Raw genomic sequence first — 12,745 nt, 5'->3', positions numbered from 1 at the left:
TCCGCTGGAAACGGCGTGATGGCCGTCGCTCGTCCTCGGCGCCGTCGTGGCTGGTCGCGCAGTTCCCCGCGCCCCTTCGGGGCGTGGCCGAACCGCCGCTGACTTCGCACGACCTGCCCAGGAACCGGGCGGCCCCCCCCACAGCCGACCGCCCCCCACCACGAACGAGGAACATGACCACCAGCTCGAACGGCCGCCGCAAGCCGCCCACCATCCACGACGTGGCCCGCGAGGCGGGCGTGTCGCGGGGCACCGTCTCCCGGTTCCTGAACGGCGGCCACTATGTCTCACCGGCCGCGCGCACCGCGGTGGAGACGGCGATCAGGAAGACGGGCTACGTCGTCAACCGGCACGCCCGCTCCCTGAGCACCGGACGGTCCGACTCGGTGGCGTTCCTTCTCACCGAGCCGCAGGAGAAGTTCTTCGAGGACCCCAACTTCAATGTCCTGCTGCGGGGTTGCACCGAACACCTGGCCCGCCACGACATCCCGCTGCTCCTGATGCTGGCCTCCTCGAAGGACGAACGCCGCCGCCTGACCCGCTACATCACCTCGGGCCACGTGGACGGCGTCCTCCTCGTCTCCAACCACAGCGGCGACCCGGTGGCGGCCGAACTCCGGGACGCGGGAATCCCGTTGGTGGCCTGCGGCAAACCGCTCGGCACCGCCTCCAAGTACAGCTACGTGGCCGCGGCCGACCGCGACGGCGCCCAGGAGATGGTCCGCCACCTCATCTCCCGGGGCAGACGCCGCATCGCCATGGTCACCGGCCCGCTCGACGCCCCCGGCGGCCCCGACCGCCTGGCCGGCTACCGGGACGTCCTCACGGAGGCAGGCCTCCCGCACGACCCCACCCTGGTGGTCGAGGGCGACTACCGCCGCACGGGCGGCGAGGAAGCAGCCCGCAGACTCCTCACCCAGGCCCCCGACATAGACGCGGTGTTCGTAGCCTCCGACCTGATGGCCTTGGGAGTCGTCAACACCCTGCAACAGTCCGGCCGTTCGGTCCCCGATGACATCGCTGTCGGAGGCTTCGACGACTCGGCGGCGGCCACGGCGCTCACCCCGGCCCTCACGACCATGCGCCAGCCCTACGACCGCATCAGCGCCGAGATGGTCCGCATGCTGCTCGCCCAGATCGCCGGCGAGGACACGGCGGGCGTGATCCTGCCCACCGAACTGGTGATCCGGGAGTCGGCATAACCGCCGTAACTGTCAAACCAACCGGAACACGGGTCAACGGATGTGAAGGCAGCAGCCGTCCGGTTCGTGTCGAGTCGGTGGGGCGTTCCATCCGTATTCTCTGATCATGGCCGCACCCCTCGCATATGCACTGATCGCCACCGACCTGGACGGGACGCTGCTGCGCGGCGACGACACGCTCTCCGACCGGTCCCGCATCGCACTCGCGAGGGTGGCGGCGGCCGGCGCCCGGCACCTGGTCGTCACCGGCCGGCCCGCCCCGAGAGTGCGACCGCTCCTGGAAGACCTCGGCAGCAGGGGGCTCGCGGTGTGCGGACAGGGCGCGCAGTTGTACGACGCCGGCGCGGACCGTCTGCTCTGGTCGGTCACCCTGGACCGGGAGTTGGCGGAGACCGCGCTCGGCAAGATCGAGGCGGAAGTGGGCCAGGTGTACGCGGCGGTCGACCAGGACGGAGTGGACGGCCTCACGCTCATCGAGCCCGGCTATCTGATGCCGCACCCCACGCTCCCCGCCGTGCGGGTGGGCCGGCGCGACGACCTCTGGTCCGAACCGATCAGCAAGGTGTTGCTCCGTCACCCCGCCCTGGAGGACGACGAGTTGGCGTCCACGGCGCGCTCGGTGGTCGGTTCACTGGCCTCGGTCACCATGTCGGGCCCCGGCACCGTCGAACTCCAGCCACTCGGCATCACCAAGGCGACCGGCCTGGCCCTCGCCGCCCGCCACTTGGGCCTGACCCCGTCCGACACCATCGCCTTCGGCGACATGCCGAACGACATCCCGATGTTCGACTGGGCAGCGCATGGGGTGGCGATGGCCAACGCTCATCCCGAACTCAAGGCGGTGGCGGACGAGGTGACGCTGTCGAACGAGGACGACGGCATCGCGGCCGTACTGGAAAGACTCTTCAGCTGAAACGAGCCCGTCTTTTAGGGGCGCGGGGAACTGCGCGACCAGCCACGACGGCGCTGCAGACGAACAAACAACCCGTCGTGGCTGATCCAACAGTTTCTAGTAAGCGCCGTACACGTTGTCGATAGACCCGTACACCGCCGCCGCGTAGTTGCAAGCAGCCGTGATGTTCGCAACCGGGTCATACGGATCAAACGAAGTCCCGGCAACGTGATACGCGTTGAACGTCGGGTCGATCACCTGAAGCAACCCCTTCGACGGCGTACCGGCCGCCGCGTTGGAGTCCCAGTTGTTGATCGCGTACTGGTTCCCGGAAGACTCACGGATCACGTTCCGGTAAATCCCGTTGTACGTACCCGGAATCCCCTTCTGCGCCATGATCGCGAGCGACTCCCGGATCCACCCGTCAAGGGTGTTGGGGTACCCGGCGACAGTGGTCGAAGCGGTCGACGTGGTGGCCGCGGACGCGGTGGTCGCACCCACGACGGGCAGGGCGAGGATCGCGACACCGGTACCGGCGACAACGACACGGCGGACAAGGCGGGCGCGGCGGGACTGAGCGGTTGCAGGCATGACGAGGTTCCTCTCCGTCGCCTGCGAGGTGAGCTGTCGGGTTCGGGCTGGGAGGTGCCCGGCCGCGCCCTTGCGGACGTGACTTAACCCCAAGCCGTCCCGGTGCGATACCGGTCCGGCGACTTACCTGGGTCCCCCGCTCCTGCCGTGCGAGAAGTTCGTGACTGGGATGCCGGGCGGCGGCAGGATTCGGCGTTCCGCTCGACAGGCCCGGAACGTATGCGAGAGCACATGTCCGGAACAAGTGGCGGAATCACACCTAACCCCTATTGACCTTGGTCTGAGGCGTATGGGGCACTTGATCCTTTGCGCAAGCCAAGGGTCAACTGTCAATCACCACAAGGGGAAACGCGAACGAACCGGGACACAGGCCATGCACAGAAATGCGTGACCCAACTCACGGGAGGATTAAGAACGGCAAATCGGGCATTCGACCTCAACTGGCAGTTCTCGGAATCCTTTTCTCCCAAGTCCGGTGAAAGATCACCTCGTCGCCCTCGGTGCAGATCACCTCGTTCGAGGTAATAAAGTCCGTTTCGTCGCAAGTAATCTCCGACCGCGTGCGCACGGTCGTGTCCCAGGCCTGCTCCGGCCGGTGCAGCCGGATCGACCAGTCGGACCGCGTACGCGCCGTCAACGGGTCCGACTCGTCGATCGTGTACGTCTCCAGCGCGTCCTCGGTGAACTCCAAACCGTCCGGATACACGCGCGTGCCGCCGTACCGGGGGTCCACCTCAAGCCGCCACTCGCCCTTCGCCACGTCCCGCACCACCAGCCGCTCGGGCCGCGGCTCGTCAAATGTGGCCGGGTAGTTGACCCCGAGCGGCTCGGCCTCCTCGGGCTCGTCGAACTGAATACTGGAGCTCAACTCCCGCTCCCGCACCGGAAGTTCCAGCGCGCTCCCCTCCGGATCCAGTGTGAAGCCCGCCGCCGACTCCGGCTGCGGCCAGATCCACGGCCAGTACGCCGACGACACCGCGAGCCGGATGCGATGCCCGGGCGGGAACGCGTGCCCGATGCCGTTCAGCTCGAAGGTCACGTCCTCGGCGGCACCGGGCGTCCACGGCACCGCCCGGTCCCGCCCGTGCCGCGCCGACAGGTTCAGCACACCCCGGGTAACGAGGGTCGACGCGCCGTCCGGGGCCACGTCGCACAGCCGCGCGATGACCTGCCCGCGCTCCACCTCGCAGGCCAGCCGCAGCCGCACCCTCGGCCGCCCCAGCACCCACGTCTCGGCCGGCACCTCGAACTCGAAGCACGCCGACCGCGCGTCCTCGTCCCGCTGGTCCGGCGGCAGATCGGCGTCGTTCCCGAACGGGAAGAAACGGCCCGCGTCCACACCGGTGTGCATGGGGGAGCGGACCAGCACGGGCGCGCCCCGCAGACCGTACGTCGTCGTCTTCACGTGCGGCGAGGGCCACGCGGGCTCACCGACCCAACGGCCGGGCAGGGTGTCGTAGACCGTGGCCGGGGGGTGCGAGTCGCTGACGTAGGCGCGTAGCAGCGGGTCGGCGGTGACGCCCGTGTCCTGGCCCTTCAACCAGTGGTCCCACCAGCGCAGGGTCTCCTGGAGGAAGCCGATCGCGGGGCCCGGCGGCAGGCCCCGGTCGGGGTACTGGTGGGACCAGGGGCCGATCAGGCCGCGTACGCGGTCGGGCGGGAGGTGTTCGACGAGCCGTAGGACCGTGTCGCGGTACGGGTCGTGCCAGCCGCCCACCGCCAGGACGGCCGCGTCGATCGCGCCGTAGTCCTCGCAGACGCTGCCGTGTTTCCAGTAGTCGTCGCGGATCTGGTGGGCCAGCCAGGTGTGGATGAACGGGTCGATCCGTTCGAGGCGCTTGAGCCACATGTCGCGCCAGACGAGGCCCGCGTACTCGGGGTCCGGCGGGCGGGCGACGAAGGCGAGCATGGTGGCGGCCCAGGCGTGCAGGTCGACCGCGAGGGCCGAACCGCCCATGTAGTGCACGTCGTTGTCGTAGCGGTCGTCGGTCGAGCAGACCGTGACGATCGCCTTCAACGGCTCCGGCGCGAGGGCCGCGATCTGGAGGGAGTTGAAGCCGCCCCAGGAGATGCCGAACATCCCCACCTTGCCGGTGCACCAGGGTTGCGCGGCAAGCCAGTTGACCACCTCGACACCGTCGGCGAGTTCCTGCGCGTCGTACTCGTCGCCGGGCGCGCCCTCGCTGTTGCCGTGGCCGCGCACGTCGACCCGGACGGAGGCGTAGCCGTGGCCCGCGTACCAGGGGTGGCGCTGGGCGTCCCGGGGCGCCGTCCAGTCGGTCAGGCGGTACGGGAGGTATTCGAGGAGCGCCGGCACGGGTTCGTCCGTCAGCGGGCGCCACACGCGCGCGTAGAGGCGTGTTCCGTCGGGCATCGGTATGCGGACGTCCTCGTGGGCCGTCTCGTGGGGGAAGGACGTACGGATGCGCATGAGGGGACCCCTGGGTTCAGTGGACCGGGTGCATGGTGCGGCGCAGCCAGGGCGCGGCGGCCATCACCGCGAGGCCCGCGGCCACCGCGATGGCGCCGTTGACGCCGAAGTAGGCCGGCTTGGAGACGTCGTCGTAGAGCTTCACCGTCTGGGCCTGGATGCCGTTCGCGAGGGCGAGGGACAGGAACCAGAGGGACATGGTCTGGCTGGAGAAGGCGGCCGGGGCGAGCTTGGTGGTCGCGGACATGCCGGAGGTCTCCAGGAGGATGTCGCCGAGGCCGAGCAGGAAGTACGAGCCGACGATCCACCAGGCCGACATCCGGTAGGCGTCGCCGCTGTGCCCGCTGGTCGGCAGGACCATCAGGAGGAAGGAGAGACCGCCGAGTACGACGCCGATCGCGATCTTGTTGGAGGCGTGCGGCTGGCCGCGGCCCATGCGGACCCAGAGCGCGGCGACCACGGGCGCGAGCCCGACCTCGAAGGCGCCGAGCGCGGAGGCGTACCAGCTGGCGGGGAAGTCGAAGCCCAGGATGGTCGTCTCGGCGTTCGACGCGGCGAGCAGCATCATCGTCGAATAGGCCTGGAAGAGGATGAAGTTGAAGACGGTCGAGGCCAGGAACAGCACGATGTACGGGCGCAGCCGGCCGCGTTCGTCGGCGGTCACCCGGGGGCTCATGAACATCACCGCGAAGTACACGACCGGCGCGATCACGGAGATCACCGTGAGGAGGTCGACGAAGCGGCCCATCGTCAGCCAGCCGACCCCGGCCAGCAGCACGGCGAGGGCGGCGGCGACCAGGATTCCTACGACGATCAGCCGCACCGCGCGGCGCAGCGCGTCCGGTGCGAGTGCGAACTCGGCCGTGTTCTTGCGTCCGGCCAGGTGACGGCGGCCGGCGACGTACTGGATCAGCCCGAACGTCATGCCGACCGCGGCGGCCGAGAAGCCCCAGTGCCAGCCCTCGTGGTCGCCGAGCCAGCCGGTGATCAGCGGGCCCGCGAAGGCGCCGATGTTGATCGCCATGTAGTAGAGCGCGAAACCGGCGTCCCGGCGGTCGTCGTCGGTGCGGTAGAGCTTGCCGACCATGGTGGCCACGTTGGGCTTGAGCAGGCCGGTGCCGGCGCTGATGAGGCCGAGGCCCACCCAGGTCATCGTGGGCGTCGGGACCGCCATCGCGTAGTGCCCGCAGGCGATCAGGATGCCGCCCCACAGCACCGCGCGGAACGAGCCGAGGATGCGGTCGGCGAGCCAGCCGCCCGCGACGGAGACGAGATAGACCAGCGTTCCGTAGGCTGCGGATACGGATGCGGCCGTTCCGGACGACATGCCCATGCCGCCGTGCGCGACGGTATCCGCGAAGTAGAGGACGAGGATGGCCTGCATGCCCAGGAACGAGAAGCGCTCCCAGACCTCAAGACCGGAGAGCGTGAGCAGGCCCTTGGGCTGGCCGAAGAAGGCGTGGTCGTCCTCGGGAGGCGGCCGGCCGTCGGGCTCGGCTTCAAGTGCGGTTCGGGACACGATCCACTGCTTCCACCTAAATCGATAAATATCCGTTCGTATCAGGTGATCAAAAACATACCGGTCGTGATCCGATACCGCCCGGCCTGGACGGGGGTGGGTGGCACCTGTGATCGAAAGCCGACCGGATACGCTGACTTGAGTGAAGGCAGCGACCTATCGACAATCCGTGTGACCGCCCAGGGACACCAGCAGACAGGAGACCCCTCGTGACCGTCGTCGGGCCGTTCGGGCTGAGCGTGCGGGACCAGGCTCTGGAAGCCGATGTCCAGGCCGGAATGGCGGCAGTCGAGGAGGGTCTGCTCGAAGCCACCAAGAGCGAGGTGCCCTTCATCACGGAGGCCGCCCAGCATCTCGTGCGCGCGGGCGGGAAGCGGTTCAGGCCGCTCCTCGTGATGCTCGCCGCACAGTTCGGCGATCCCTACGCGCCGGGGGTCGTCCCCTCGGCGGTCGTCGTCGAACTGACCCATCTCGCCACGCTCTACCACGACGACGTGATGGACGAGGCCGCCGTGCGCCGGGGCGTGGACAGCGCCAACACCCGCTGGGGCAACTCGGTCGCGGTGCTCACCGGCGACTTCCTCTTCGCGCGCGCGTCGCACACCCTGGCCGACCTCGGCCCCGAGGCGGTACGCGTGCAGGCCGAGGCGTTCGAACGCCTGGTCACCGGCCAGATCCTGGAGACCGCGGGACCCTCCGATGGGCGCGACCCGGTCGAGCACTACCTCGACGTGCTCGGCGGCAAGACCGGCTCCCTGGTCGCGGTCGCCTGCCGGTTCGGCGCGATGATGGCCGGCTGCGACGACACGGTCGTGGACGTCCTCACCCAGTACGGCGAGCGGCTCGGCGTCGCCTTCCAACTCGCCGACGACGTCCTGGACATCGCCTCCGACGGCCACGAGTCCGGCAAGACCCCCGGCACGGACCTGCGCGAGGGCATCCCCACCCTGCCGGTGCTACGGCTGCGGGAGCGGGCGGACCGCCTGGGCCTGGCCGAGGACATCGCCCTGTGCGAACTCCTCGACTCCGACCTCACGGACGACGACCGCCTCGCCGAGGCCATCTCCCGGCTCCGCGACCACCCGGCCCTGGAGCAGGCCCGCCGCGACACCGTCCGCTACGCGGAGGACGCCCGCGCGGCCCTCGCCCCGCTCCCCGAGTGCGACGCCAAGGTCGCCCTCCTGGAGATGTGCGACGCGGTGGTGCACCGCGCGGGCTGAGGCCGTTCAGTAGCCACTTCCTCCCGTGCTGCCGGAGGAGGTGGCGGCCGTGGCCTTCGCTCCCGTGGGCGTCACCGCCCACCAGGTGCCGTCCACGCCCTGGCCGTAGGCCTCCTTGGGCTGGTCGTCCTTGGCGTACCGGTAGAGGGGCCAGCCGGCCAGGGTGAGCTGCGAGGCCCCGCCGGAGCGCTTCACCGTCGAGACGAGGCTCTTGTCGATGCCCTTGACGGTCACGGAGCCCTTGGCGGTCGCGGCGGGCCAGACCACGGCGCAGGTGCCGTAGCAGCTGACCTTCGTCGGGTGGATCGAGTCGGCGTCGAAGCGGTAGAGGACGTAACCCCTGCTGTCGGTCACGACGGTGCCCACCTTGTCGACCTTGGCGGTCATGAGGGTCGTCGCCGTGGTGACCGCGGCCGGAGTGCCGGCCGGGCCGCCGCTTCCACTGCTGCCGCCGCTTCCGCATCCGGCGAGCGTGAGGGTCAGGATCGCGGCGCCCGTGGCCGCGTATCCGGTGAGGTGCTGGGTGGCGTGCATGGCGACCCCTTTGGTCGATGCTGTGTGCTGCCACCCATATGTACGGATTCGGGATGTTTTTTACTCGATGCCGGCCCGATACCGGTCAACTGCCTTGTGCGGGGGGCGCCTTCCCCTAGGGGTTTCGAGGAGGCGCCGCCTCCGTGTGTCATACCCCAGGCGTACGCGGAGTTGGCTCCCGGGTCTGACGCTTATCCCTCGCCGATTTGGTCAGATGGAGAACACGGAAATCACCACTCCTCACCGATTCGGGTGAGAATGGCGGCACAGGGTGGGACGCGTAGAAGACGGACTGGCCGCCGCCGACGACGGAGGTAAGGCAGACATGGCACCGTACGAAACCGACGACAGCACGGACACCGGAGAGGCCGACGAGCTCCGGGCCGGGCGGCGCAGGGCGGCGCGGTACATCGTCCCGGTCACCGTGGTGGGGGTGGCGGCGGCGACCATCGGACTGGTCCCGGCGCTCGCCGACTCCGGCGACCCGAATCTCCCGAAGATCACCGCACAGCAGCTCATCGACAAGGTCGCCAAGTCGGACGTCCAGCAGCTGTCCGGCACGGTGAAGATCAGCACGGACCTCGGCCTGCCCGACCTCGGCGGCCTGGAGAGCAGCATGCTGTCCGGCGCCACGAAGTCCGGCGACGGCTCCTCCGCCGACCCCACCGCCAAGCTCACCGAGCTGGCCACCGGCACCCACACCCTGCGCGTCGCGGCCGACGGCCCCGACAAGCAGAAGGTCTCCCTCCTGGAGAACGCGGCGGAGTACAGCCTCATCCACAACGGCAAAGACGTCTGGGGCTACGACAGCCAGTCGAACGAGGTCTTCCACGCCACGACCTCCGCCGACACCTCCAAGAGCGACGAGACCAGGGCCACGCCCAAGGGCCTCACCGACGAGGCGCTGAAGTCGGTCGACGACACCACCTCGGTCACGGTCGACGGCACCGAGCACGTCGCGGGCCGCGACGCCTACAAACTGCTGATCAAGCCCAAGCAGTCCGGTACGACGGTCGGCGCGATCAGCATCGCCGTGGACGCGAAGACCGGCATGCCGCTCAAGTTCACGCTCACCCCGGCGAGCGGCGGCGCGGCCGTCGTCGACGTCGGCTTCACCCAGCTCAGTCTCGCCAAGCCGGCCGCCTCGACCTTCGACTTCAAGACGCCCAAGGGCGCGAAGGTCACCACGGAGGACAGCCCGGCGAAGGCGACCCCGGACCACTCCGCCCCGTTCGGCAAGAACGACAAGACCGACAAGGCCGACAAGGGTCTCGGCAAGGGCGCCGACGATCCCACGGTCATCGGCAAGGGGTGGAACTCCATCGCCGTCTTCGAGACCGGCGGCCAGGGCATCCCGTCCGGCTCCTCGTCCGGCGGCGGCGACCTCGGCGGCTTCCTCAGCTCGCTCGGCGACCAGGTGAAGGGCTCGTTCGGTTCGGGCACGGTCTACTCGACCCGGCTGATCAACGCCCTGGTCACCGACGACGGCAAGGTCTACGTCGGCGCGGTCACCAAGAGCGCACTGGTGAAGGCGGCCGACGCGGCGAAGTAGGGCCGACGGTCGATCAACTGCCGTAGGGGGACGAGGAATTGAGGGAGCCGATGGGTGAACTGTCCGCTGAGGAGCCGGAACAGGCGGGCGCGGGTGACGGCATCATCGCCACCCGCGGTCTCACCAAGCGTTTCCGCGGCGGACAGCTCGCCGTGGACGGTCTCGACCTGACCGTCCCGGCGGGCAGCGTCTTCGGCTTCCTCGGCCCGAACGGCTCCGGCAAGACCACCACGATCCGCATGCTGATGGGCCTGATCGAACCCACCTCCGGCACGGCCCGCGTCCTGGGCCGCCCCATGCCGAGATCCGTCCGCACGGTCCTGCCGCACGTCGGCGCCCTGATCGAGGGCCCCGCCCTGTACGGCTTCCTCTCCGGCCGTGACAACCTCCTGCGCTACGACGCCGCCGACCCGACCGCCGACCCGCGCACCCGGCGCACCCGCGTCGCCACCGCCCTCGACCGGGTCGGCCTGACGGCGGCCTCCGGCAAGAAGGCCAAGGCCTACTCCCTGGGCATGAAGCAGCGGCTGGGCCTCGCCTCCGCACTGCTCCAGCCCCGCCGGCTGCTCGTCCTGGACGAGCCGACCAACGGCCTCGACCCGCAGGGCATGCGCGAAATCCGTTCCCTGATCCGGGAGTTGGCCTCGGACGGCACGACGGTCTTCCTTTCCTCCCACCTCCTGGACGAGATCGAGCAGGTCTGCACCCACGCGGCCGTGATGGCCCAGAGCAAGCTGATCACCCAGGGCTCGGTGGCCGACCTGGCGGCGGGCACCCGGGGCAGGCTGTTCGTGACGACCCCCGACCCCGGCGACGCGGCACGGGTGCTGAAGGAACAGGGGCTGGCCGACGTGGTCGTAGCGGAGGAGCGGGTGACGGCCGAGCCGCCGGACCGTGAACTGGCCGAGGTGAACGCGGCGTTGGTGACCGCAGGCGTCCGCGTCCGCGGCTTCGGCGTCGAACGGGCCTCCCTGGAGGACGCGTTCGTGGCGCTCACGGGGGAGGGCTTCGATGTCGCAGGCTGAAGTGCTGCGCAAAGTCAGCCCGTTGTGGACCTTCGGACTGTTGCGCAGCGAGCTGGTGACCACGTTCCGCCGCTGGCGCACCCTCGCACTCCTCGGCGTCCTGGCCGCCGTGCCGATCCTGGTCGGCATCGCGGTCAAACTGGAGACACAGGACGGGTCCGGGCCCGGGCGCGGGGACGGCGGCGGGGGACCGGCGTTCATCGCGCAGATCACCAACAACGGCCTGTTCCTGGTGTTCACCGCCCTGGCCGCGACCCTCCCGTTCTTCCTCCCCATGGCCATCGGGGTCGTCGCGGGCGACGCGATCGCCGGCGAGGCCAGCGGCGGCACCCTGCGCTACCTCCTGGTGGCCCCGGCGGGCCGCACCCGCCTGCTGCTCACCAAGTACGCGACGGTGATGACGTTCTGCGTGGTGGCAACCCTGGTCGTGGCGCTCTCGGCGCTGACCGTGGGGGCGTTGCTCTTCCCCCTGGGTGACCTGACGACGATCTCCGGCACCCAGATCAGCTTCGCGGAAGGCCTGGGCCGGGCGCTGCTGATCGCGCTCGTGGTGGCCGCGTCCCTCATCGGCATAGCGGCCCTGGGCCTGTTCATCTCCACGATGACGAGCAGCGGCATCGCGGCGATGGCGACGACCGTGGGCCTGCTGATCACCGTCCAGATCCTCGACCAGATCCCCCAACTGCACGCGCTGCAGCCGTACTTCTTCTCCCACTACTGGCTGTCCTTCGCCGACCTCATGCGCGAACCGGTCTACTGGGACGACCTGGTGAAGAACCTCGGCCTGCAGGCCCTGTACGCGGCGGTGTTCGGGTCGGCGGCGTGGGCGAGGTTCACGGCGAAGGACATCACGGCGTAGCGGCCACTCAGTCCCCGGTCCGCTCGTGCGGGAAGCGCGCGAGGGCCGCGTCCCGCGCGAAGAACGTCTTCGCCCGGGCCAGCGCCCGCGTGTCCTTCAGTACGTCACCGGGTGCGCTGCCGTTGCCGAGGAGGACCCCGCCGAAGCGCATCTTCATGTACGCGGCCGAGTTGTTGAGCGTGCCGACCAGCGGATCGGCGACCACCTCTTCCTCCTCGGCGAGGACGGAGACGCCCCAGAGGGTGCGGCCGGCCATCGTCGCCCTGAAGTCGGCGCCGGGGACCCGCAGCCAGCCGGACCAGTGGTCCAGGTAGCGCTTGGTGAGGCCGGACACGGAGTACCAGTAGACCGGCGAGGCGATCACGACGTCCGTCGCGGCGAGGGTGGCGTCGAGAAGCCGCTGGACGTTGTCATCGGTGGGCGCCTGGACGGGACCGTCGTGCCGGACGTCCACGAAGTCGGGGAGCGGGTGCTCGGCGAGGCGTATCCACTGCTGCTCGACGTCCGGGGGCAGCTGTTCGGCGGCCCGGCGGGCGAGCAGTTCGGTGTTGCCGTCGGTGCGGGCGCTGCCCAGGACGAAGAGGAAACGGCGGGTCATGGGTCCCCCAGAGATAGTCGGCGCGCGATTTTTATAGCTGCATGCATTATATGCGCACGCAATTAATTGTCCACGGGGGTCGTTGGGGGTGGGGGCATGGGGTGTCAGCGAGGGTGCCGGGCGGTCCCCGTGAGCCGGATCAGCGCCTCGGTCTCGCGGGGCGGCTCACCGCTCAGATCGCCGAGCCGCCAGGCCGCTACCCAGGGCACCCGGTACACGTCGATCACCGACTCGATCGCCTTGACGTACGCGGCGAGCTGGCGCGGCAGCCGCCCCGGCGCGTCCGCGACCAGGACCACCGCGTCGAGGTCCAGCCCGGCCG

At 69.7% G+C, this 12,745-nt stretch carries 11 protein-coding genes, 1 pseudogene and 1 riboswitch; of the genes and pseudogenes, 6 read left to right on the top strand and 6 right to left on the bottom strand.

Annotated elements, in window-relative coordinates; all coding sequences use genetic code 11:
- Positions 1 to 173: 173 nt before the first annotated feature.
- Positions 174 to 1,202 carry a LacI family DNA-binding transcriptional regulator gene (locus tag R6V09_RS10560; RefSeq protein WP_317881103.1) on the top strand — a complete coding sequence of 343 codons (1,029 nt, stop codon included), beginning with the start codon at positions 174 to 176 and terminating at the stop codon, positions 1,200 to 1,202.
- A gap of 106 nt (positions 1,203 to 1,308) precedes the next feature.
- The gene (locus tag R6V09_RS10555) at positions 1,309 to 2,115 is read left to right on the top strand and encodes an HAD family hydrolase (protein ID WP_317881102.1); all 807 of its coding nucleotides are present in this window, start codon (positions 1,309 to 1,311) and stop codon (positions 2,113 to 2,115) included.
- A gap of 96 nt (positions 2,116 to 2,211) precedes the next feature.
- Here R6V09_RS10555 and R6V09_RS10550 read toward each other — a convergent pair whose 3' ends face one another.
- The 3 genes from R6V09_RS10550 to R6V09_RS10540 form a co-directional block, all read right to left on the bottom strand.
- Complete coding sequence (locus R6V09_RS10550; protein WP_317881101.1) at positions 2,212 to 2,685, bottom strand: transglycosylase SLT domain-containing protein; 474 nt, start codon at positions 2,683 to 2,685, stop codon at positions 2,212 to 2,214.
- Between the two features lie 3 nt (positions 2,686 to 2,688).
- Positions 2,689 to 2,858, bottom strand: a riboswitch (cyclic di-AMP (ydaO/yuaA leader).
- Between the two features lie 263 nt (positions 2,859 to 3,121).
- Positions 3,122 to 5,116 (bottom strand): CocE/NonD family hydrolase, encoded by a 1,995-nt coding sequence (locus R6V09_RS10545; protein ID WP_317881100.1) that lies wholly within the window; start codon positions 5,114 to 5,116, stop codon positions 3,122 to 3,124.
- Between the two features lie 16 nt (positions 5,117 to 5,132).
- Entirely contained in the window at positions 5,133 to 6,635 is a 1,503-nt protein-coding gene (locus tag R6V09_RS10540; RefSeq protein WP_317881099.1) for a peptide MFS transporter, read from the bottom strand.
- A gap of 209 nt (positions 6,636 to 6,844) precedes the next feature.
- Here R6V09_RS10540 and R6V09_RS10535 point away from each other — a divergent pair, with 209 nt between their 5' ends.
- Positions 6,845 to 7,855, top strand: a complete 1,011-nt coding sequence (locus R6V09_RS10535; protein WP_317881098.1) for a polyprenyl synthetase family protein — start codon at positions 6,845 to 6,847, stop codon at positions 7,853 to 7,855.
- A 6-nt stretch (positions 7,856 to 7,861) separates the two neighbouring features.
- Here R6V09_RS10535 and R6V09_RS10530 read toward each other — a convergent pair whose 3' ends face one another.
- A complete protein-coding gene (locus tag R6V09_RS10530; protein WP_317881097.1) occupies positions 7,862 to 8,389 on the bottom strand; it encodes a COG4315 family predicted lipoprotein in 528 nt (175 codons plus the stop codon).
- Between the two features lie 325 nt (positions 8,390 to 8,714).
- Here R6V09_RS10530 and R6V09_RS10525 point away from each other — a divergent pair, with 325 nt between their 5' ends.
- From R6V09_RS10525 to R6V09_RS10515, 3 genes are read left to right on the top strand one after another with little or no spacing between them, the layout of a single operon-like run.
- A complete protein-coding gene (locus R6V09_RS10525) occupies positions 8,715 to 9,941 on the top strand; it encodes a LolA family protein (RefSeq protein WP_317881096.1) in 1,227 nt (408 codons plus the stop codon).
- 50 nt (positions 9,942 to 9,991) lie between these two features.
- On the top strand, positions 9,992 to 10,966 hold the full coding sequence (locus R6V09_RS10520) for an ABC transporter ATP-binding protein (RefSeq protein WP_317881095.1): 975 nt from the start codon (positions 9,992 to 9,994) through the stop codon (positions 10,964 to 10,966).
- A complete protein-coding gene (locus tag R6V09_RS10515; RefSeq protein ID WP_317881094.1) occupies positions 10,953 to 11,825 on the top strand; it encodes an ABC transporter permease in 873 nt (290 codons plus the stop codon). Before R6V09_RS10520 ends, R6V09_RS10515 begins: the two co-directional genes overlap by 14 nt.
- Before the next feature lie 7 nt (positions 11,826 to 11,832).
- On the opposite strand, the gene R6V09_RS10510 is transcribed toward R6V09_RS10515, so the two are convergent.
- Both R6V09_RS10510 and R6V09_RS10505 read right to left on the bottom strand, forming a co-directional pair.
- Positions 11,833 to 12,423 carry a flavodoxin family protein gene (locus tag R6V09_RS10510; protein WP_317881093.1) on the bottom strand — a complete coding sequence of 197 codons (591 nt, stop codon included), beginning with the start codon at positions 12,421 to 12,423 and terminating at the stop codon, positions 11,833 to 11,835.
- 104 nt (positions 12,424 to 12,527) lie between these two features.
- A pseudogene (locus R6V09_RS10505) lies at positions 12,528 to 12,745 on the bottom strand (DUF6668 family protein); the annotation flags it as partial.

This window comes from Streptomyces sp. W16, from assembly GCF_033194735.1.
Lineage (GTDB): Bacteria > Actinomycetota > Actinomycetes > Streptomycetales > Streptomycetaceae > Streptomyces.
Note: the sequence above shows the minus strand (reverse complement) of the source record. Positions and strands in the feature narration are given on the sequence as shown.

Excerpts from the sequence above, each read along its gene's own strand:
- R6V09_RS10550 (WP_317881101.1), bottom strand. The coding sequence starts at position 2,685 with ATGCCTGCAACCGCTCAGTCCCGCCGCGCCCGCCTTGTCCGCCGTGTC.
- R6V09_RS10520 (WP_317881095.1), top strand. The coding sequence starts at position 9,992 with ATGGGTGAACTGTCCGCTGAGGAGCCGGAACAGGCGGGCGCGGGTGAC.
- R6V09_RS10515 (WP_317881094.1), top strand. The coding sequence starts at position 10,953 with ATGTCGCAGGCTGAAGTGCTGCGCAAAGTCAGCCCGTTGTGGACCTTC.
- R6V09_RS10510 (WP_317881093.1), bottom strand. The coding sequence starts at position 12,423 with ATGACCCGCCGTTTCCTCTTCGTCCTGGGCAGCGCCCGCACCGACGGC.
- R6V09_RS10555 (WP_317881102.1), top strand. The coding sequence starts at position 1,309 with ATGGCCGCACCCCTCGCATATGCACTGATCGCCACCGACCTGGACGGG.
- R6V09_RS10545 (WP_317881100.1), bottom strand. The coding sequence starts at position 5,116 with ATGCGCATCCGTACGTCCTTCCCCCACGAGACGGCCCACGAGGACGTC.
- R6V09_RS10530 (WP_317881097.1), bottom strand. The coding sequence starts at position 8,389 with ATGCACGCCACCCAGCACCTCACCGGATACGCGGCCACGGGCGCCGCG.
- R6V09_RS10525 (WP_317881096.1), top strand. The coding sequence starts at position 8,715 with ATGGCACCGTACGAAACCGACGACAGCACGGACACCGGAGAGGCCGAC.
- R6V09_RS10560 (WP_317881103.1), top strand. The coding sequence starts at position 174 with ATGACCACCAGCTCGAACGGCCGCCGCAAGCCGCCCACCATCCACGAC.